Here is a 19,308-nt window from a genome sequence, read left to right as displayed (position 1 = left end):
ACGGGGCGCCGATCCGGGCGGTCGGTCAGTCGACGTCGCACGGGTAGCGGGCCTGCTTGGTGCGGGCGTTCTCGGTGTCGATGTCGACGACGAGCAGGCTCTCCTCCGGCGTCGTCGCGGCCAGCGTGATGGCCCGTGGGCTGATGACGTAGCCGTTGCCCTCGTAGCTGAACCCGTCGGAGTCGGTGTAGCCGCGGTTGGAGGAGGCGACGTAGCTCCCCGACACGGTGGCGGCCATGCTGAGGGCCGCGTGGAACATCGCCTCGTCGAGAATCGGCGTGGCGCGGGGACAGACGATCAGGTCCACCCCCTGCCGGCCGTAGGCCCGGGCGTGTTCCGGGAACATGATGTCGGTGCACACCATGAACCCGACCGTGATCCCGGCGATCTCGAACGGCTCGAACGGGCGGGTGCCGGCGGCGGTCCAGGTGGTCTCCCAGTAGCCGGGGCCGTGCGGCAGGTGACGTTTGTGGTGGCGTACGACGGCGCCGTCCTCCGCGGTCCAGGAGAAGCCGGCGTTGACCCGGTTGCCGTCCGGCAAGGTCAGCGGCCGGCTGCCCACCACGGCGGGAACGTCGAGCTCGGCGAGCCGGGCGATGGCCTCGTCATGAATCGCCACCGAGGCGTTCCAGCGGACGTCGTCGAACTCGTGGGAGGAGGCGAGCCAGATGCCGAACGGCAACTCGTTGAGCACCAACAGGTCAGGGCTGAGGCGGGCCAGCCGTTCACCGAGCCGGTGCCAGGCTTCCGTGCCGGCAGCGAGCTCGGGATCGGCCTCCAGGACGGCGATACGTGCGGTGGTCATGATGGTCCTTTCCGCGGGGTGGTCCCGCGACGATGGGCGACGAGAGGGCTCAGATCCAGAGGTTCCGAGCCGAATGCGGAACGAGGAGGCAGTGGGAGGCGGTGGAGGTCCCAGAACCGGGGGACGGCCGGGCCTCGGGCGCCGCCGCCTCAGGTCAGCAGCAGGGTCCGCTCGGCCAGTCCGAGCGCGTCGTGGGTGAAGCGGCCCCCGACCGAGGTGGCGAGCACCTCGATGGCGGAGATCTCCTCGGCCGGGACGTCCGACGGGGCTGCCGACAGGACGACGAAATCGGCGAGCTGACCAGTGGCGAGCGCGCCCTTGACCCCGGCGAAGCCGGTCGCCGCCGCCGAGCCCACGGTGTAGGCACGGACCGCCTGCTCGGCCGTCACCCGCTCCCCCGGTCCGTACGTCGCGCCGGAGCCGGTCAGCCGCTCGACGAAGGCCTGCACGCCGCGCAGCGCCACGCCGTCGGCGCACGGGCGGTCCGAGCTGCCCGGCACGCACACCCCCGCCTCCAGCAGGGAACGCACCCGGTACGACCACGCGGTCCGCGCGGGGCCCAGGGAGCGGGCCATGCCGTCGCCGAACTGACGCAGGAAGTTGGGCTGGGGCACCACGGCCACCCCGGCCGCGGCCAGCGCCGGGATCTGGTCGGGCCGGATCACGCCGCCGTGCTCCAGGCGGTTGGGTACCCGGTGCGGACCGTACGCCACCCGGGCCTCCGCCATGATGTCCAGCGCCAGGTCGATCGCCCGGTCGCCGATGGCATGGGCGGCCAGGGACCAGCCCGACCGGTAGGCATCGAGCATCCGGGCGCGCAGGTCGTCCGGGGCGAGCTGGAAGTACCCCTCCCGATGCTGGGCGGTGCAGTAGGGCTCGCTGACCGCGGCCGTCTCACCGAAGAGTGAGCCGTCGACGAAGACCTTGGTCGGGCCGATGGAGAGGTGGTCGTCACCCATCCCGGTCCGCAACCCCAGGTCGAGGCCGATCCCGGCGTGGTCGTCGGGGTGCGCGACCACCGGGTGCAGGGCGTCGAGGGTGACCATCAACTGGGCCCGGGCGTGCAGGCGACCCTCCTCGCGAGCGGTCTGGTAGGCGGCGAGTTCGACCGGGCTGTGACCGATCCAGCCGCCGGCGATGCCGGCCTCGGTGAAGCTGGTGATGCCCTCGGCGGCGTACACCTGGGTGGCCCGCTCCAGCGCAGCGGCGATGTCGGCCTGGGAGTAGGGCAGGACCAGGTCCTGGACGAGGTGTTGGGCCTGTTCCTCGAGCAGGCCGCTGGGACGGCCGTCCGGCCGGCGGCGTACGCCGCCGCCCACCGGCTCGGTGAAATCCGGCGCGAACACGCCGGCCAGCCGCAGGGTCGCCGTGTTGACGATCGACGCGTGGCCCGACATGTGCCGGATGTAGACGGGCCGGCCGCCGGCGGCCTCGTCGAGCTCGTCGATGTCGGGGTAGCGACCGCCGAGGTGGTGGTGGTCGAACCCGTTGGCCACCACCCAGGCCCCTGGTGCCGAGACGGCCGCCCTGGCCGCGATGGCCCGGTAGACGTCGTCGAGGGAGCGGGCGGGGAGGAGATCGACGGAGGCCAGGGTCAGGCCGTACCAGGTGGTGTGGCAGTGCGCGTCGTTGAAGCCGGGCAGCACGACCGCGCGGTGCAGGTCGACGGTGCGGCGGGCGGGGATCCCGGTCACCTCGCCGTCCAGGCCCACGACGCGCCCGCCGAGCACGCCCAGGGTGTGGGCCCGCGGGTGGAGGGGGTCCTGCGTCCGGATGTCGGCGTGGTGGATCAGCAGGTCGAGTTTCATTTCAGATCACCACTCCATCGCGGTCGTCACGGACTTGATCCGGGTGTAGTCCTCCACGCCGAAGATCGACAGGTCCTTGCCGGTCCCGGAGCGCTTGAACCCGCCGTGCGGGGCCTCGGCCGGGATGACCTGGTGGCAGTTGATCCACACCGCTCCGAAGTCCAGCTCGGCGGCCATCCGCTGGGCTCGTGCCACGTCGCGGGTCCAGACACTGGAGGCCAGGGCGAGGTCGACACCGTTCGCCAGGGCAAGGGCCTCGGCCTCGTCGGAGAACGGCTGGACGGTGACCACCGGGCCGAACACCTCCTGCTGGACGATCTCGTCGTCCTGGTGCACCCCGACGACGACGGTGGGGTCGAGGAAGTAGCCCGGCCCCCGGCCCCGGCCGCCCGCGATGACGCGCGCATGGCCGGGCAGCCGATCGAGGAAGCCGGTGACCCGGGCGAGCTGCTCCGCGCTGTTCAGCGGGCCGCAGAAGGCACCGTCGTCGCACGGCCCGCCGACCCGCAGCCGTCCTGCGGCGGCCGCCAGTTCCCGACAGAACTCGTCGTGGACGGACCGCTGCACCAGCACCCGGGTGACGGCCGTGCAGTCCTGGCCGGCGTTGAAGAATGCCGCTGCGGCGATGTCGCGGGCCGCCGCGGCCAGGTCGACGTCGTCGAAGACGACCGCCGGAGCCTTGCCGCCCAGCTCGAGATGGACGTCCTTGAGGGTCTCCGCGGAGCCGGCCATCACCTGGCCACCCGCCCGGGTGCTGCCGGTGATCGCGACCAGGTCCGGCCGCGGGTGGGCCACCAGCAGCCGTCCGGTGTCCCGGCCGCCGCAGACGACGTTCAGCACACCGGCCGGCAGCACCTGCTGGGCGAGTTCGGCCAGCAGGACGGTGGTCCACGGGGTGGTCTCGGCCGGCTTGAGCACCACGGTGTTGCCGGTGGCGAGGGCCGGCCCGATCTTCCAGATCGCCATCATGAACGGGTAGTTCCAGGGGGTGATCTGGGCGACGACGCCGAGCGGCTCACGCCGTACGGTCGAGGTGAACCCCTCGGCGTACTCGGCCTGGGCGGTTCCGGGGATGATCCGGGCCGCCCCGGCGAAGAATCGCAGCTGGTCGGCGCCGCGCTCGATCTCGAGGGTGCGGGTCACGGCACGAGGCTTCCCGGTCTGCGCCACCTCGGCCTCGGTGAGTTCCTCGGCGTGGTCCTCGACAAGGTCGGCGAGCCGGAGCAGGGCCCGTTGGCGGGTCGCGGGAGTCGACCGGCGCCACGACCTCAGGGCGGTCGACGCCGCCCGGATCGCGTCGTCCACCTGCGCAGCGGTGCTGTCCGGCGCGGTGCCGATCACCTGCCCGGTGGCGGGATCGCGGAACTCCAGGGCCGGGCCACCCCGGAGGGTGCGGCCGCCGACGACATTGCCGAGCTCCACCGGGTCCGCCCTCGTCGGGTCCGGCATACCCGTGTCCGTCACGCTCGTCCTCGTGTCCGTCACCTTCACGCTCGTCCTCGTGTCCGTCACCTTCACGTCCGTCCTCGTGTCCGTCATTGTTCGTCCTCCTCGGTCTCGGGGCACGCCCGGGGGACCCTGGTCCGGGGATCCACCACGAGGTGCAGCAGGGCGAGCCGGGCGGGCCCGCCGTCCTCTCCCCGGGTCGCCGCGATGGCCTCGTCGAGAGCATCCGCGACCTGCTCGGTCCGGTCCAGGCGGCGGCCGAAGCCGCCGTAGGACCGCGCCAGGGTGGCGAAGTCGGGATTGGTCAGGCCGGTGCCCGACGGCCGTCCCGGATAGCGGCGCTCCTGATGCTGTCGGATCGTCCCGAAACACCCGTTGTCCACCACCACGACCAGCGGAGTGGCGCCGTAGGCGGCGGCGGTGGCGAGCTCCTGGCCGTTCATCAGGAAACAGCCGTCGCCGGTGAAGCAGACGACCTGACGGCCCGGGAACACGATCGACGCGGCAACGGCCGCCGGCACCCCGACGCCCATCGCTCCGTTGCGGGGCCCGACCAGCGATCCCGGTCCGTGGTGCGGCAGGTAGCGCTGGGCCCACAGGGCGTGGTTCCCCGCACCGTAGGTGACGATCGCGTCGCGCTCGAGCCGCTCGTGCAGCAGGGCCGTCGCGACACCGAGGTCGGCCCCTGCACCCCCGTCAGGATGTGGGGTGGCGTACGCGACCGCCCGGGCCCTCGCCTCCTCCAGCCAGTGTCGGCGGTCAGCGGTCGGCGTCGGGGCGGGGGCTTGGGCTGAGTCGCCATCGTCGGTGCCGAGCACCGTGGCGAGGAACGCGGCGAGGAACGCGGCGGGTGTGCTCACGATCTGCAGGTCGAGGCGCCCGGCGTGGCCCCGGACGTCCGGGTCGGGGTCGATGACCACCGTGGTGGCGTCCAAGCCCCGGGTGAAGCCGTCGCTGAGCACATCGCCGCGAACCGCCCCCAGGAAGACGAGCAGGTCCGCCCGGTCGAGCCGGTCGGCCAGCCGGGGGTCCCGGCCGTACCCCAGGGTTCCGCAGTAGACCGGCGCGTCGTGATCGACCAGGTCGTAGGCCCGGAAGTCGGTGACCACGGGCAACGAGCACCGGGCCGCCCACCGGGCCAGCGCTGCGGCGGACCGGTCGGTCCAGCCCTCCCCGCCGGCCACCACGACGGGGTGTCGTGCCGCATCCAGGAGCCGCCGGAACTCCTCGATGCTGCCCGCTGCGGGGACGGGCCCGGCGACCGCGCGGGGCGGGAGGACCGGGGCGTCGGTCGTCCGGGTCAGCAGGTCCTCCGGGACCCCGAGCACGACCGGGCCGGGTCGGCCGCTGACCGCGGTGTGCAGGGCGTCGACGACGAGGTCGGCGGCCGTCTCGGGGTCGTCGAGGACGAGGATCTTCTTCGCGGTGGAGCCGAACCAGCCGGCCGGGTCGAACTCCTGGAACGCCTCCCGGTTGCGGTGCGTCACCGGGACGAGCCCCACGATCAGCAGCAGCGGGGTCCGGTCCTGCCACGCGGTGTGGACGGCGATGAACGCGTTGGCAGCGCCCGGGCCCCGGGTCACCGCGGCGACACCGGGGACGCCGGTCAGCCGGCTCTCGGCCAGCGCCATGAACCCCGCGCCACCTTCCTGGCGGCACACCACCGCCTCGACCGGGGCGTCGTACAGGCCGTCGAGGATGTCGAGGTAGCTCTCGCCGGGCACGCAGTAGAGGCGGCGTACGCCACCGGCGGCGAGCTGGTCGACGATGAGGTGGCCGGCGCTGCGGACCATGGGTCGTCCTTTCCGGAAGGTGATGGCGATACGGGGGCAGCCGGCCCGGTCAGTGCCGGATGCCGAGCTCCGGGATGCTGACCCGCGGGGCGATGACCGAGCCGATCACGGTGATCAGCGAGATGACCATCAGGAAGACCGCGGCCGGCCACCACTGCTTCCCGCTGGCGGCGAGCAGCGCGGTGGCGATCATCGGAACGAACCCGCTGACCACCCCGGCGAGGTTGGACGAGAGGGCCACGCCGGTGTAGCGGAGCTTGGCCGGGAACAGCCCGGTGAGCAGCGTGCCGGAGACCGAGTAGGGGTAGGAGAGGACCGCCACGCCCAGGGCCATGCTGAGCACGACGACCACCGGGATCCGGGTCTGGATGCCGAGGAACACCGGGAAGGCGAGGGCGGCGGAGGCCAGTGCCCCGGCCACGGCGACCCGGCTGGCGCCGAACCGTTCGCCGAGCCGGCCGCCGGTGATGATGACGCCGATCTCGAACAGGGCCGCGACGAGCGTGCCGAGCAGCATCAGTCGCGATGACAGGCCGAGGACGGTCGTCCCGTAGCTGATCACGAAGGTGGTGACGAGGTAGAAGCCGCCGATGCCGAGCAGGGCGGTGCACAGGCCGACGACGATCTGCCACGGCGAGGTGGCGACGACCTCCTTGATCGGGGCGTGCGCCATCTCCTCGGCCTCGGCCAGCTTGCGGAACATCGGGGACTCCTCCATGTGGCGCCGGATCAGCACCGCGACGAGGAGCAGCGGGAACGCCAGCAGGAACGGGATCCGCCAGCCCCAGGCGTCGAACGAGTCCTTCGACATCAGCGAGACCAGGAAGAAGCCGCCGGACGACATCAGTGTGCCGATCGGTGAGCCGAGCTGGGGCATCGCGGCGAACCGGGCACGTCGGCCGGCCGGTGCGTGTTCGACCGCGATCGTCACGGCGCCGCCCCACTCACCGCCGACGGCGAGCCCCTGCAGCAGGCGCAGCACGATCAGTGCGACCGGTGCGGCGATCCCGATGCCGGCATAGGTCGGCAGCAGGCCGATGATGCCGGTGATCGCGCCGATGCCGACGATGGTGATCATGAGCGTACGACGCCGCCCGAGCCGGTCGCCCATGTGGCCGAAGATGAGGCCGCCGATGGGGCGCGCCACGAAGCCGACGGCCAGCGTCCCGAAGGAGGCGAGGGTGGCCACGAGGGGGTCGTGCGAGACGAAGTACTGCTTGTTGAAGACCAGCGCGGCCGCGGTGGAGAACAGGAAGAAGTCGTACCACTCGAGGGCGGTGCCGACCATGGCCGACACCGCCACCTTGCGGGCGGTGCTGGCGTCGAGTTGCTGGGCGATGTCCGCCTCGTTGAAGGTCGCTACTGACATGGGGGACTCCTCAGGTCGGAAGGAGGCTGCCGATCCGGCCGAGCGCTGTCGCGGGCCGTCACAACGTTGTTGGCGTCAACTGTCGGCGTACGGATGGTGCGGCGGCAATGACCCGACGGCCCGGATTCGGCGCTTGACGTTGTGCAGACGCACATCCGTAAGGTGAGCCGCAGCACCACGTCCGCCCCCCCATGAGCCCTCCGACACGCCCCGGGCACACCGGAGAAGAGCACCGTGACACGGCGGGATACATGCCTCGTCGACACGTTCCGGGCCGGCGGGGCGGGGTCCGGACAGATCTGGACCGACATGCCGTGATTGTTCACTCGACACAGGTCGCTTACATCGCTGTCACACAATGGAAGCGACAACCATCGACACTTCTGTGTGATGTCCGCGACAGCTGACGAGCGAATCGAGAACCACGAGTGAGGAATCTGCCACGCCTCCGGGAGACCACGTACGCGCGGTGGCGCAGCCTGTTGTCCGCGCTGCTGACCCGGGAGGACGTCCTGGCGGCGACGTTTCTGGAGCAGGTGGAGTCGGTGCCCGGCTACACGGCGAACCAGGTGTCGCCCGAGGAGCTCACCACTACGGCGATCAACTCGTACCGGCACCTGCTGCTGCAGTTGCTCGGCGTGCCTCTCCCGGACGACCTGCAGGGACTCGCCGAGGATCTCGGCCGGAGGCGTGCGCGTCAGGGGGTGCCGCTGGAGGACCTGGCCGCGGCGATCCGACTCGACTTCCCGGTGCTCTGGTCGGCACTGCTGTGGCTGGCGCGGGAGTCCGACATGGAAGTGTTGTCGGCCCATGTCGATCGCCTGTGGGGGGTAGTCGATGACTACGCGACCCGGGCACGCGTCGCGTACCTGGCCGAGCGGGCGATCCTCGCCCGTCAGGCGGCCGACGAGCAGCATTCACTCCTCGCCGGTCTCTTCGCCACGAACGGCGAGCAGACCGCCCTGGTGGCGCAGACCGCGACGGCCCTCCAGATCGACGCCGATGAGGAGCTGTGGGTCGTGGCGGCCGGTGCGGCGCACCTCGGCGCGTTGGCCGCTGCGATCGACGACCTGCCGAACGACGGCACCGGCGGCAACGGCGTCCGCGGCCGCGCCAGAGGTGGCTCGTTCACCCGGTTCGACGGTGACGGTGTCCTCTACGTGTTCGGCGTGGAGTCACCCTCGGGACGCGGAGTGCTGGACGCCCTCTCCGTGGCGTGCGGACTGAACCGGCACGTCGCCGGGCTCGCCGAACTGCCGGCCAGCGCCCGGGAGGCCGCCGTGATCGACGGACTGATCCCGGACGGCGATCACACGCCGCGGACGATCCAGGAACTGTGGCCGCGTCAGGTCGCCCGGACGCTCGGCGCGGCATTTCCGGCGTTCCTGGCAGAATCCACGGCCGGGATCGACCTGCTCCCGGAGGATGAACGCCGGCGCATCACCGACACCGTACGGGTCTTCCTGACCACGGGTAGCGTGCAGGACACGGCGGAGCGGACGTTCTGCCATCGGAACACGGTGAAGAACCGGCTCGGCCAGTTCACCCGGTTGACCGGGCTCGACCTCCGCGTCCCGGTCGAGGCGGCGGCCGCGGTGATCGCCCTGGAGGTGTTGCCGCTCCGGGAGCGCCGCCATGTCACCTGTCTGTAATAGTCCTCGGCCAAGCTTGAGTGCATGTCCATCAAGGTCGCGCTCGAGCACTACACGAGCTACGAGTTCGCCCGTCCGGTCTCGCTGACCCCGCACGTGATCCGGCTGCGGCCCGCCCCTCACACCCGCACCCCGATCGAGGCCTATTCGCTACAGATCAGTCCGGCGGAGCACTTCCTCAACTGGCAGCAGGACCCCTTCGGCAACTGGCTGGCCAGGGTGGTCTTCCCCGAGAAGGTCAGCCACCTGGAGGTCACTGTCGGGCTGGTCGCCGACATGATGGTCATCAATCCGTTCGACTTCTTCATCGAGGACTACGCCGAACGCTTCCCGTTCCGCTACGAACCTGGCCTGGCGGCCGACCTGACCCCCTACCTGCGTCCGGTCGCCGACAGCGACCAGGTTGCCGGGTGGAGGAGCAGGTTGCCGGCCTTGCCGGCAGACGGAACACCGACCGTGGACTTCCTGGCGGACCTAAACAGTGCGGTCCACCGCGATATCGCCTACAACATCCGGATGGAGCCGGGGGTGCAGGCGCCCGACCAGACCCTGACACTGGGCATCGGTTCGTGCCGTGACAGCGCCTGGCTGCTGGTCAGCCTGCTGCGTCAGTACGGCCTGGCGGCCCGCTTCGTTTCCGGCTATCTGGTCCAACTGACCGCCGACCAGAAGTCGCTGGACGGACCCAGCGGGCCGGAGTCCGACTTCACCGATCTGCATGCCTGGACCGAGGTCTATCTGCCGGGTGCCGGCTGGGTCGGGATGGACCCGACCAGTGCGCTGTTCGCCGGCGAGGGGCACATCCCCCTCAGCGCCACCCCCCATCCCAGCAGCGCCGCCCCGATCGAGGGGGCCAGTGACCCCGTCGACGTGAACTTCACTTTCCACAACACCGTCCGTCGGGTGCACGAGGACCCCCGCACCACCATGCCTTACACGGACGAGCAGTGGCAGCGCATCGACGCCCTCGGCGAGGATATCGACGCACGGCTGCGGCGCGGTGACGTACGCCTGACCATGGGTGGTGAGCCGACCTTCGTGGCCCTTGACGATGCGACCAGCCCGGAGTGGAACACCGAGGCCGACGGCGCGCACAAGCGGGAGCTGGCTGACGTGCTGGCGGAGCGGTTGCGCGCCACGTACGCCCGCGGCGGTGTGGTGCACCGCGGACAGGGCAAGTGGTACCCGGGAGAGCTGTTGCCGCGCTGGAACATCGCGCTGCAGTGGCGCACCGACGGGGTGGCGCTGTGGCAGGATCCGACGGTCTTCGCCGATCCGTGGACCAACGACTCCGATGTGCTGGCCGCTCCCCACGCCGAGCAACTCGCCCGCACCGTCACCGCACTGCTCGGCCTGCCCACCGACCAGCTGTGGGCGGCGTACGAGGATCCGCTCGCCAGCCTGGCCGAGCGGGTCGGGCAACCGTTCGGACCGCGCCCGGCAGCTGAGGATCCTGACAGTCAGGACCTGGACACCGAGGTCGTCACCGCTCTCGACGCCGACCTGACCGAGCCCGCCGGATGGGTGCTGCCGATCACCACCGGCGAGGAGTGGACCAGCCCCCGGTGGAACTTCCGGCGTGGACGTCTGGTGCTCACCCCGGGCAGCAGCCCGCTCGGACTGAGGCTGCCGCTGGGATCCATCGGCTGGAAAGATCCGGACTACGAGGGGGAACCGTCCTACCTCCACGCGACGGCATCCCGTCCGGCGGGCGTTCCACTGGTTCGTGTCGCTGATCCTGCCGGTGCCCCCACCACCGCGCTGGCCTTCGAGGCCCGCGACGGCTTGGTGCACGTCTTCCTGCCCCCCACCCAGACGCTGGAGGCGTACGCCGACCTGCTGGCAGTGATCGAGCGGGCGGTGAGCAGTGTCGGCTGCCGGCTGGTCCTGGAGGGCTACGGACCTCCTCCCGACTCCCGGCTGTCCCAGATCGCGGTCACTCCCGACCCGGGGGTGATCGAGGTGAACGTCCAGCCGACCGCCTCCTGGGCCGACCAGCGGGAGCTGACCACCACCCTGTACGAGCAGGCCCGGCTGAGCCGCCTGTCGACGGAGAAGTTCGACCTCGACGGTCTGCACACCGGCACCGGCGGGGGCAACCATCTCACCCTGGGAGGCGCGCAGCCGGTCGACTCTCCCCTGCTGCGTCGTCCGGACCTGCTGGTCAGCCTGGTCACCTACTGGCAGCGGCATCCGAGTCTGTCCTACCTGTTCTCCGGAAGGTTCATCGGCCCGACCAGCCAGGCCCCACGCTTCGACGAAGGTCGCCCGGAAGCGATCTACGAGATGGAGATCGCACTGGCCGAGGTGCGCCGGATCACCGACACGGCCCGCGAGCAGGGCGGAGAACCCCGGCCCTGGCTGGTCGACCGGGCCCTGCGCCACCTGCTCACCGATCTGTCCGGCAACACCCACCGCGCCGAGTTCTGCATCGACAAGCTCTACAGTCCCGACAGCAGCAGGGGCAGGCTCGGACTGTTGGAGCTGCGTGGCTTCGAGATGCCGCCGCACTCCAGACTCGCCCTGGTCCAGGCGCTGCTGGTCCGCAGTCTGGTCGCGATGTTCTGGGAGGATCCACTGACCGCGCCGTTGATCCGGTGGGGGACGGCACTGCACGAGGACTTCCTGCTGCCCCGCGGCGCCGCCCGTGACATCGCCGAGGTGGTGGCCGACCTGCGGGCCCACGAGATCGCCTTCGAGGACACCTGGCTCGACCCGTTCACCGAGTTCCGGTTCCCGCGGATCGGGGTGACCCGGATCGCCGGTCACGGCGGTGAGGGCATCACGATGGAACTGCGCCAGGCCGTCGAACCGTGGAACGTCCTCGGCGAGGAGGCGACCGCCGGTGGCACCGCCCGCTACGTCGACTCCTCGGTCGAACGCATCCAGGTGTCGGTCAACGGCTTCGACCCCGATCGTCAGCTGCTCGCATGTCAGGGTGTGGAGGTCCCGCTGGCCTCGACCGGCGTCCCGGGCGAGTTCTACGCCGGGGTGCGCTACAAGGCGTGGGCGCCGTGGTCCGCCCTGCACCCGTCGTTGCCGGTTCATGCACCGTTGACCTTCGAGGTGATCGACCGGCTCGCGCAGGTCAGTCTGGGCGGGGCGACCTACCACGTGGTGCATCCGGGCGGCCGTTCGTACGACCATCCGCCGATCAACGCCAACGAGGCCGAGGCCCGCCGGGCCAGCCGCTTCGAACAGCTCGGCCACTCGACCGGGCGGGTGGACGTCGCCGCGGTCCGGGAGGCCGGACGGCGCGCAGCCACCCGGGAGTACCCGCACACCCTCGACCTGAGGAGAGTGCCGCCACGGTGATCTGTGAGCCACGGCACAGGCCGCGGATGTGACACCATGCGAAGGCGTGAGAGCCTTCCGATGCCGCGTCTGTGACAGTCCGCTGTACTTCGAGAACTCCGTGTGCGTCTCCTGCGGCACCAGCCTGGGATATTCGCGAGCCGAGCGGGACATCGTGCCGGTGGATGCGTCCGGGCGCTACGTCGACGCCGCCGGGCTGGTCTGGCACGTGTGCCGCAACCTGAACCTGTCCGGCTGCACCTGGCTGGCGCGTCACCCCGGAGGGCAGTGCGAGTCCTGCGACCTCACTCGCACCCGCCCTCGTGACAGCGATCTGGAGGGACTCGCGAACTTCCGGCTGGCCGAGCAGGCCAAGCGGCACCTGCTCGACGAGTTGGACACCCTTGGGCTACCAGTGGTCGGCAAGGATGCCGACCCGGACAACGGCCTGTGTTTCGACCTGCTGTCCAGCGCCGACGAGCCGGTCACCACCGGGCACAGCAACGGCGTCATCACCATCGATCTCGCCGAGGGCGACGACGTCCACCGCGAGCGGGTCCGCGATCTGCTGGACGAGCCCTACCGGACGATGCTGGGCCACTTCCGCCATGAGATCGGCCACTACTACGAGTGGCAGTTGGTGCGCGGTCCCGAGCTGATGTCCCGCTGCCGGGACCTGTTCGGGGACGAGAGCGCCGACTACCAGGAGGCGATGGAGCGGCACTACCGGGAGGGTGCGCCGTCCGGATGGCAGCGCACCCACCTGTCGACGTACGCGACCATGCATCCCTTCGAGGACTTCGCCGAGACCTGGGCCCATTTCCTGCACATCTGCGACACCGTCGAATCAGCCGGCGAGTACGGGCTGACTCCGGTGAACGCCGGCGCCTTCACGCACTTCCGTGATCTGATCACCGGGGTGTGGGTGCCCCTGTCGACGGCTCTCAACATGATCAACCGATCGATGGGCCGAGATGATCTCTACCCCTTCGTCATTCCACTGCCGGTGTTGGACAAACTCGACTTCGTCGCCTCGCTCTCGCCCCGCTATCCGGGGGATGTCACGCAGCAGTGACCGGGCAACCGGGCCCGCCGATCCGCACCTCCGTACCGCCGCGGCCTCGGGCCCGGCCCTCCCGCGCCACTCAGCGGTAGCCGAACACCGGCGGGAAGACGAACGCCACGACCGCGGCCCACACGGCGAAGACCGGTAGGACGCCGCACTGCCAGCGTTCCAGCACCAGCGACGGGCGTCGCCCGGCGAGGAGACGCCCGTAGTGCCAGGCGGTGCCGCCCAGGTGAACCAGCAACAGAAGATTGGCCCCGAGTGACGCCAGTTTGTTGGGGCTGGCGCCGTACTCGATGAGGCGCCCCGACATCGCCCACAGCATCAACAGGTCGGCGATGATGGCCGCCACGACGAGCACCAGCTGCATCCAGTCCAGTGTCCGGGCCGGCTGGTCGGGACGGCGCGCCGAAACGGTGAAGAGGACAACGGCCGCCACGACGACCAGGAGTGCATCGAAGGCGATGAGCACCTCGCGGTGGAGGCCCACCGGGCTGCCGGTGATCGCCACGACGATCAGGAAGCCGAGCAGGGCGATCGTGAGCACCGGGGTGAAGACCGCCGTGAGGACCGGCGCCATGTTCTCCATCACCGAACGCTTGCGCTCGACCAGCCAGGCGCAGACGAGCACAGCACCCGCGGCACACATCGGCACGACCCACCACGTCACCGTGGTCACGACGTCCGGGGCGACGTCGATGGCGGTGAAGATCGAGACGAGGAGCCCGACCACGACGGCTCCACCGAGGGCCACCAGCGCGTAGTACACCGCGAGCTCGCCCAGGAAGCGGACCCAGTCCATCCACGCCTCCAGGCGCCGCCACCGACGCCCCAGGTGGGCGAAGCCGACGATCACCACCAGCGCAAGGGGCAGGTGCAGGGCGGTGAGGAACAGGGTGTCACCGGTAGGCGAGAACGGCAGCAGATTGACCGCGGTGGCGCTCACGGCGAAGGCGCCGACCACCACGGCGGTACCCGTGCGGTCGCGGCCGCCGGGGCGGGCCAAGAAGTAGGCGACGAGGAAGGGCAGCACCAGCAGGGAGAGGTTGCGCGGGTAGAACACGTCGACACCCGTGTGGAGGAACTGGGCCGGCAGCCGCACGGCGAGGCCGGCCAGCGCCCCGAGGCCCAGCGCGAGAGCGAGGTCACGCAGAGCGTCAGCGCGGCTCGCGTCGCCCACGGCGCCCAGGTCACTCACGGCGTCCACCCCAGTCACGTGGGGGCCGGACCCGGACGCGCCGTGCTCGCGCGGTCGCCGCATGGCGTCGGGCGTCGGCGCCAGCACGAGTTGGCGCCACAGGCGCTCGGAGTGCACCTGGCCGTACTCCCGGGCCACCTCGTCCTGGGCACCGAGGCGGCGTACGGCGATGAGGAAGGCCTCCTCGGGTGACAGGCCCGAGGCGCGCAGGTCGTGGGCCTCGGCGAGGAGGTGATCCTCGAGTTCGGCGACGTCGTCGGGGGTCATGCCCGCGCGGGCCGTCATCAGGGAGCGCCACTCCCCGAGCTCAGCGGCTGGGACGGCTGGGACGGCTGGGACGGCCGCAGGGTCGGCACCGGACCGTGCATCCCCCGCGGAGCCGGCGGCGAGGTCGGGGACCCCGCGGAGGGGATCGGGATCGTGACGTACGGGGCTCATCGATGTCCTCCTCAGGCCCGGGCCGCACCGGGCGTCGGGCCAGGTGCGGTCGAGGGCAGCAGACCGGCGAGGGTGTCGACGACGACGCTCCACTGGGACGCCTGCCCCTCGAGTTCGCGGTGTCCGTCGCGGGTCAGCGCGTAGTACTTGCGACGTCGGCCACCGACCTCACCCCAGCGGGCGGAGACCAGGCCCTGACGCTCGAGGCGGTGGAGCAGCGGATACAGCAGCCCCTCACTCCACTCGATCCGGCCGTCGGACGCCTCCGTGATGCGGCGCAGGATCGAGTAGCCGTAGTCCTCCCCGGACGCGAGGACGGCCAGCACCATCGGCGTCGCCGAGGCGGCGACAAGGTCCTTGGACAGTCTCATCAGACCCTCCCCATTCTCAGAAGTCCCCATGCTTAGAAGCTCTAGGTATACGACGTACCCTAGCAGCATTAGGCATCGGGGGTGACTGCTCCCCCGCACACCCAGATGGGTGGCGCTGACCGGTCGCCATGCCGTCCCGTAGGCTGTGAGTCGGTGCGGTCCCCCACCCGTCGGAGCGCCACCCAGCTCCGACCGGGTGGTTCGTGCCGGGTCGATCGCCCGGGGCGTGGAACCGCTCGGAACCACAGAACGGGGAGACGATGTCCGGATTCACGCGCGCAAGACTCCTACTGATCCGCCACGGTCAGACGGAGTGGAACCGCACCGGTCGAATGCAGGGGCGCAGCGACATCCCGCTCAACGACAGCGGGCGCGAGCAGGTCGAGGTCCGGGCCGAGCAGCTGCGGGCGACGCTGCCCGGCGCCTGGGACTACCACACGATCGTCTCATCCCCCCTGGTCCGCGCCCGGCAATCGGCCAGGATCATCGCCGGCGTGCTCGGCCTGGACCTGCTCGACGATCCCTGTGCAGGCCTCGTCGAACGCAACTACGGCTCGGCCGAGGGGCTGACCGCACCGGAGGTCTTCGAGGCCTGGCCGGTCACCCGCCAGTACGCCGACCAGGTCGACTGGACCGAGGGCGGCAGCATCGAAGACCTCATCTTCGACACCCATCCGTGTCGGCCGGAGCGCCGCCGCGACGTCCGGGAGCGGACCTTCGCCGCGGCGAACCAGCTGCTCGACGACCACCCCGACGGCATCCTCGGCGTCTCGCACGGGACGGCGATCCGGCTGCTGTACTGGCGGATCACCGGGCATCAGGCGCCACATCTGGACAACGCCGGCGCCATCGAGTTCGAGCGCGACGAACACGGCGGATGGCAGGTGCTGGCGGTGTCCGGCGCCACCACCCCCGCCCTCCCCGGGGTTGTCACGTTGCCCGGACCGCGGAGCGCGGTTCGGCCACCCGCCGCCGGCCGGTCCGCAGCGCACTGATGGCCGTCGGTATCAGTAGATGCCGTCAGTAGTGGCGCACTGATCGAGCCCGCTACCGGGTCGAGACGCCTCCGGGTGGCTTGCCATCCGACGGTTCCGATGCTGGAATATAAGTATCCACTTATCAAGGAGGCGCCATGACCCTGCACCCTGTCGACACCGCGGACCTGGTGACCCGCGAGGTCCGCACCGGATCCCGCGACGGAGCACCGACCAAGATCGTCGTCGCGCGTCGTACGTACGCCACCGACCAGGCGGATCTCTGGGACGCCGTCACCAACGGCGAACGCATCCCCCGCTGGTTCCTGCCAATCAGCGGAGACCTGACGGTCGGCGGGCACTACCAGTTCGAGGGCAACGCCGGCGGGACCGTCGAGAGCTGCGAGGCACCCGAGCGGTTCGCCGTGACCTGGGAGATGGGCCCCCAGGTGTCCTGGCTGCGGATCGACCTCACCCCGACCGCGGACGGCACCGTCCTCCAGCTGGCGCACGAGGCGGCCCTTGTCGACCGGACCTTCTGGGACCAGTACGGCCCCGGCGCGGTGGGCATCGGCTGGGACCTCGGCCTGGTCGGGCTCGGCCTGCACGTGGCGGGCGCCGGTCCGCTGAACCCGACGGCCACCGACGACTGGGCGATCACCCCCGACGGCATCGAGTTCGTCCGCCACGCCGCCGCGGACTGGGCCCGGGCCGCGGTCGCCGACGGCGACGAGCCCGGCCCGGCGAACGAAGCGGCCGAGCGCACCATCGCCTTCTACACCGTCCCACCCGAGAGTGCCTGAGCCGGTCACGGCGTCCGATCCGGCGGGGCCTGGGCCGGACTCGGGGTTCGGGCCTGCTGCAGGACGTGCGCGACGTTCCCGCGGGAACGTTTCCGATCCGGCGGGGCCCGGGCCTGCAGCAGGGCGCGAGCCTGACCTAGCGTCCGAGCCTGCGGCCGGGCCTGGGCCTGCCACGGTGTCCGAGCCTGCCGCCGCGGCGGTCGACCGCAGTTTCGCGGCCCTCGGCGATCCCGTCCGGCGCACCATCCTTCTGCTCGTGGCCGAGGGCGAGCGGCCGGCCAGCGGGATCGTCGAGGCACTGCGGGCCGTACGACCGATCTCTCAGCCGGCTGTTTCCCAGCACCTCAAGGTGCTGCGGGAGGCGGGCCTGGTCACCGCCCGCGCCGAGGGCGCCCGCCGGTTGTACGGTCTCGATCCGGTAGGGCTCGGGACGGTACGCGCCTGGCTCGAGGCGCTCACCGTGCCGGTGGCTGCCTTCGCGCAGCCGCTCGATGCGTTGGCGACCGAGGTCGCCCACGGCCGGCGGGCCCGCCGTCGCTCAGCCGGGAAGCCGGGCGAGGAGAGCGGCGGCCGCGGGCAGATTGCCTGAGACGGTACCGCCTCTTCCGCGCAGGACGGCCGCAGGAGGGCACCCTCAACCCTCCACAGCTTTCGAATATTTCGAGTTGACGATATTGTGGAGTCATGAGCACGCCAATGATCGACCAGACAGTGCTTCCCCCGCAGGACCTCGAACCCATGTTGGACCTGTCCCTGTTTCTTGAGCGCCACCCCGAACCGGCAGCGCTGGTCGGGCCCGACGGACAGACGGTCCCGCTGCCACTGGAGGCGTTCCGCGTCCTGGTGTCGGTCGCCGCCGCCATGCGCGAGGGGAAAGCCATCACGGTAGCGCCGATCGACCTCGTCCTGACGACGCAAGAAGCTGCCGACTTCCTCGGCATCAGCCGACCCACGCTGGTGAAGCTCCTCGAGTCGGGGGAAATCGCCTTCGAGCGTCCCGGGGCCGGCCGTCACCGCCGTGTCCGGCTCCAGGATCTGATTGACTATCAGGCCCGTCGCCGCAGCGCGCGGCGGGACGCCCTCGACGATCTCACCCACGAGGCGGCCGAAGCGGGCCTGTACGAGTCGGACGTCGACTACACGGCAGCCCTCAAGGCTGCCCGCAAGCGTCGGGGAAAGAGCAGGCATTGACCCGATTCAGTGCTCTGCTCGACGCCTGCGTCCTGGTTCCGATCGCACTGACGGACACGCTGCTGCGCCTGGCAGAGGCCGGCCTCTACCGGCCCCTCTGGAGTACCGCCATCCTCGACGAGATGGTCGAGGCCATCGAAGAAATTCATCCCGACCTTCGGCCCGGACGCGCCAGGCATCGTGCGGACCAGATGCAGGGGGCGTTCGAAGACGCCACGGTCACCGGATGGGAGCCGCTCTTGGCTGGGATCGACCTGCCCGATCCGGACGACAGACACGTCGTGGCGGCGGCCCAGCGCGGCCGAGCCGATGTCATCGTCACCGCGAACCTCTCCGACTTCCCGGAACCGATCCTCAACGCCCTCGATATCGAGATCCAGAGTCCTGATGAGTTCCTACTGAACCAGCTCGACCTGGACGCCGGTCGAACGATGCGCGTCCTGCACGAGCAGGCGTCCGCCACCCGAATCCCGTCAATAACAGTCGAAGAACTCCTGCGTCACCTGGCCCGGTGTGGGGTGCCCGAATTCTCCGAGGCCGCCAGGGGCCAGCTGTGGCGGATCCCGCGGCCAAGGTGATGTAAAGCAAGACGTACGCAGATCAATCCCACGGCAGTGTCGACACGTCGACATACCTCTGGAACGTCGACAGAGCCGGCTAATGTTGACCCCGATGAGTGAGCCGGTGCCTTTCGAGATCTACCGTTCTGGCGTGTTCCTGCACGGCACGAAAGCGGACCTGACCGCGGGTGAACTGCTCGCCCCTGGCCGCGAGTCGAACTATGAGCTGGGCCGGGTGATGAACTACGTCTACTTCACCGCGACGCTCGACGCGGCGGTCTGGGGCACCGAGTTAGCGGCTGGCGATGGTCGCGGACGTATCTACGTGGTGGAGCCGACCGGCGCGTTCGAGGACGACCCGAACGTGACCGACAAGAGGTTCCCCGGCAATCCGACCCAGTCGTTCCGCAGCCGCGAGCCCCTACGCGTCATCGAGGAACTCGTCGGCTGGGTCAGCCACTCACCGGAGAAGCTCCAAGTCATGCGAGACGGGATCGACGCGAGCCGACGCCAGGGCTCGGCGCAGATCGAGGACTGACG

General features: G+C 70.5%; 16 protein-coding genes. 9 read left to right on the top strand and 7 right to left on the bottom strand.

Annotation, left to right across the window (positions count from 1 at the left end; genetic code table 11):
* Window positions 1-25: 25 nt before the first annotated feature.
* From R0145_RS04005 to R0145_RS03985, 5 genes are all read right to left on the bottom strand, one after another.
* The gene (locus R0145_RS04005; RefSeq protein ID WP_317839126.1) at window positions 26-805 is read right to left on the bottom strand and encodes a carbon-nitrogen hydrolase family protein; all 780 of its coding nucleotides are present in this window, start codon (window positions 803-805) and stop codon (window positions 26-28) included.
* 149 nt (window positions 806-954) lie between these two features.
* Window positions 955-2,613 carry an amidohydrolase gene (locus tag R0145_RS04000; protein ID WP_317839125.1) on the bottom strand — a complete coding sequence of 553 codons (1,659 nt, stop codon included), beginning with the start codon at window positions 2,611-2,613 and terminating at the stop codon, window positions 955-957.
* A 6-nt stretch (window positions 2,614-2,619) separates the two neighbouring features.
* Window positions 2,620-4,077, bottom strand: coding sequence for a gamma-aminobutyraldehyde dehydrogenase (locus tag R0145_RS03995; protein WP_317839124.1), 1,458 nt, complete (start codon window positions 4,075-4,077; stop codon window positions 2,620-2,622).
* Window positions 4,078-4,148: 71 nt separating this feature from the next.
* Window positions 4,149-5,852 carry a thiamine pyrophosphate-dependent enzyme gene (locus tag R0145_RS03990; protein ID WP_317839123.1) on the bottom strand — a complete coding sequence of 568 codons (1,704 nt, stop codon included), beginning with the start codon at window positions 5,850-5,852 and terminating at the stop codon, window positions 4,149-4,151.
* A gap of 49 nt (window positions 5,853-5,901) precedes the next feature.
* A complete protein-coding gene (locus R0145_RS03985; protein WP_317839122.1) occupies window positions 5,902-7,221 on the bottom strand; it encodes an MFS transporter in 1,320 nt (439 codons plus the stop codon).
* A gap of 428 nt (window positions 7,222-7,649) precedes the next feature.
* On the opposite strand from R0145_RS03985, the gene R0145_RS03980 reads away from it, so the two are divergent.
* Genes R0145_RS03980 through R0145_RS03970 form a run of 3 tightly spaced genes read left to right on the top strand, consistent with a single transcriptional unit; the run spans window position 7,650 to window position 13,242 of the window.
* Window positions 7,650-8,873: a helix-turn-helix domain-containing protein gene (locus tag R0145_RS03980; protein ID WP_317839121.1), complete on the top strand. Its 1,224-nt coding sequence runs from the start codon at window positions 7,650-7,652 to the stop codon at window positions 8,871-8,873.
* A 24-nt stretch (window positions 8,874-8,897) separates the two neighbouring features.
* Entirely contained in the window at window positions 8,898-12,188 is a 3,291-nt protein-coding gene (locus R0145_RS03975; RefSeq protein ID WP_317839120.1) for a transglutaminase family protein, read from the top strand.
* Between the two features lie 46 nt (window positions 12,189-12,234).
* Window positions 12,235-13,242, top strand: coding sequence for a putative zinc-binding metallopeptidase (locus R0145_RS03970; RefSeq protein ID WP_317839119.1), 1,008 nt, complete (start codon window positions 12,235-12,237; stop codon window positions 13,240-13,242).
* 70 nt (window positions 13,243-13,312) lie between these two features.
* On the opposite strand, the gene R0145_RS03965 is transcribed toward R0145_RS03970, so the two are convergent.
* Together R0145_RS03965 and R0145_RS03960 are read right to left on the bottom strand one after the other, a co-directional pair.
* Window positions 13,313-14,869, bottom strand: coding sequence for a permease prefix domain 1-containing protein (locus tag R0145_RS03965; protein WP_317839118.1), 1,557 nt, complete (start codon window positions 14,867-14,869; stop codon window positions 13,313-13,315).
* Between the two features lie 11 nt (window positions 14,870-14,880).
* Window positions 14,881-15,240 carry a PadR family transcriptional regulator gene (locus tag R0145_RS03960; RefSeq protein WP_317839117.1) on the bottom strand — a complete coding sequence of 120 codons (360 nt, stop codon included), beginning with the start codon at window positions 15,238-15,240 and terminating at the stop codon, window positions 14,881-14,883.
* Window positions 15,241-15,500: 260 nt separating this feature from the next.
* On the opposite strand from R0145_RS03960, the gene R0145_RS03955 reads away from it, so the two are divergent.
* The 6 genes from R0145_RS03955 to arr all read left to right on the top strand — a co-directional run bounded on the left by R0145_RS03955 (window position 15,501) and on the right by arr (window position 19,306).
* A complete protein-coding gene (locus tag R0145_RS03955) occupies window positions 15,501-16,235 on the top strand; it encodes a histidine phosphatase family protein (RefSeq protein ID WP_317839116.1) in 735 nt (244 codons plus the stop codon).
* Between the two features lie 137 nt (window positions 16,236-16,372).
* Entirely contained in the window at window positions 16,373-17,017 is a 645-nt protein-coding gene (locus R0145_RS03950; RefSeq protein ID WP_317839115.1) for an SRPBCC family protein, read from the top strand.
* Between the two features lie 175 nt (window positions 17,018-17,192).
* Window positions 17,193-17,606: a metalloregulator ArsR/SmtB family transcription factor gene (locus R0145_RS03945; RefSeq protein ID WP_317839114.1), complete on the top strand. Its 414-nt coding sequence runs from the start codon at window positions 17,193-17,195 to the stop codon at window positions 17,604-17,606.
* Between the two features lie 95 nt (window positions 17,607-17,701).
* Window positions 17,702-18,208, top strand: coding sequence for a helix-turn-helix domain-containing protein (locus R0145_RS03940; protein WP_317839113.1), 507 nt, complete (start codon window positions 17,702-17,704; stop codon window positions 18,206-18,208).
* Complete coding sequence (locus R0145_RS03935; RefSeq protein ID WP_317839112.1) at window positions 18,205-18,786, top strand: PIN domain-containing protein; 582 nt, start codon at window positions 18,205-18,207, stop codon at window positions 18,784-18,786. The genes R0145_RS03940 and R0145_RS03935 overlap by 4 nt, the downstream gene beginning before the upstream one ends.
* A 94-nt stretch (window positions 18,787-18,880) precedes the next feature.
* A complete protein-coding gene (arr, locus tag R0145_RS03930; protein ID WP_411742072.1) occupies window positions 18,881-19,306 on the top strand; it encodes an NAD(+)--rifampin ADP-ribosyltransferase in 426 nt (141 codons plus the stop codon).
* Window positions 19,307-19,308: the final 2 nt, after the last annotated feature.

Origin of the sequence: Raineyella sp. W15-4 (genome assembly GCF_033170155.1) — a bacterium.
In the GTDB taxonomy this organism is placed as follows: Bacteria; Actinomycetota; Actinomycetes; order Propionibacteriales; family Propionibacteriaceae; genus Raineyella.
Note: the sequence above shows the minus strand (reverse complement) of the source record. Positions and strands in the feature narration are given on the sequence as shown.

Coding starts and splice junctions, on each gene's coding strand:
- R0145_RS04005 (WP_317839126.1), bottom strand. CDS start 805: ATGACCACCGCACGTATCGCCGTCCTGGAGGCCGATCCCGAGCTCGCT.
- R0145_RS04000 (WP_317839125.1), bottom strand. CDS start 2,613: ATGAAACTCGACCTGCTGATCCACCACGCCGACATCCGGACGCAGGAC.
- R0145_RS03990 (WP_317839123.1), bottom strand. CDS start 5,852: ATGGTCCGCAGCGCCGGCCACCTCATCGTCGACCAGCTCGCCGCCGGT.
- R0145_RS03985 (WP_317839122.1), bottom strand. CDS start 7,221: ATGTCAGTAGCGACCTTCAACGAGGCGGACATCGCCCAGCAACTCGAC.
- R0145_RS03975 (WP_317839120.1), top strand. CDS start 8,898: ATGTCCATCAAGGTCGCGCTCGAGCACTACACGAGCTACGAGTTCGCC.
- R0145_RS03965 (WP_317839118.1), bottom strand. CDS start 14,869: ATGAGCCCCGTACGTCACGATCCCGATCCCCTCCGCGGGGTCCCCGAC.
- R0145_RS03960 (WP_317839117.1), bottom strand. CDS start 15,240: ATGAGACTGTCCAAGGACCTTGTCGCCGCCTCGGCGACGCCGATGGTG.
- R0145_RS03955 (WP_317839116.1), top strand. CDS start 15,501: ATGTCCGGATTCACGCGCGCAAGACTCCTACTGATCCGCCACGGTCAG.
- R0145_RS03950 (WP_317839115.1), top strand. CDS start 16,373: ATGACCCTGCACCCTGTCGACACCGCGGACCTGGTGACCCGCGAGGTC.
- R0145_RS03940 (WP_317839113.1), top strand. CDS start 17,702: ATGAGCACGCCAATGATCGACCAGACAGTGCTTCCCCCGCAGGACCTC.
- arr (WP_411742072.1), top strand. CDS start 18,881: ATGAGTGAGCCGGTGCCTTTCGAGATCTACCGTTCTGGCGTGTTCCTG.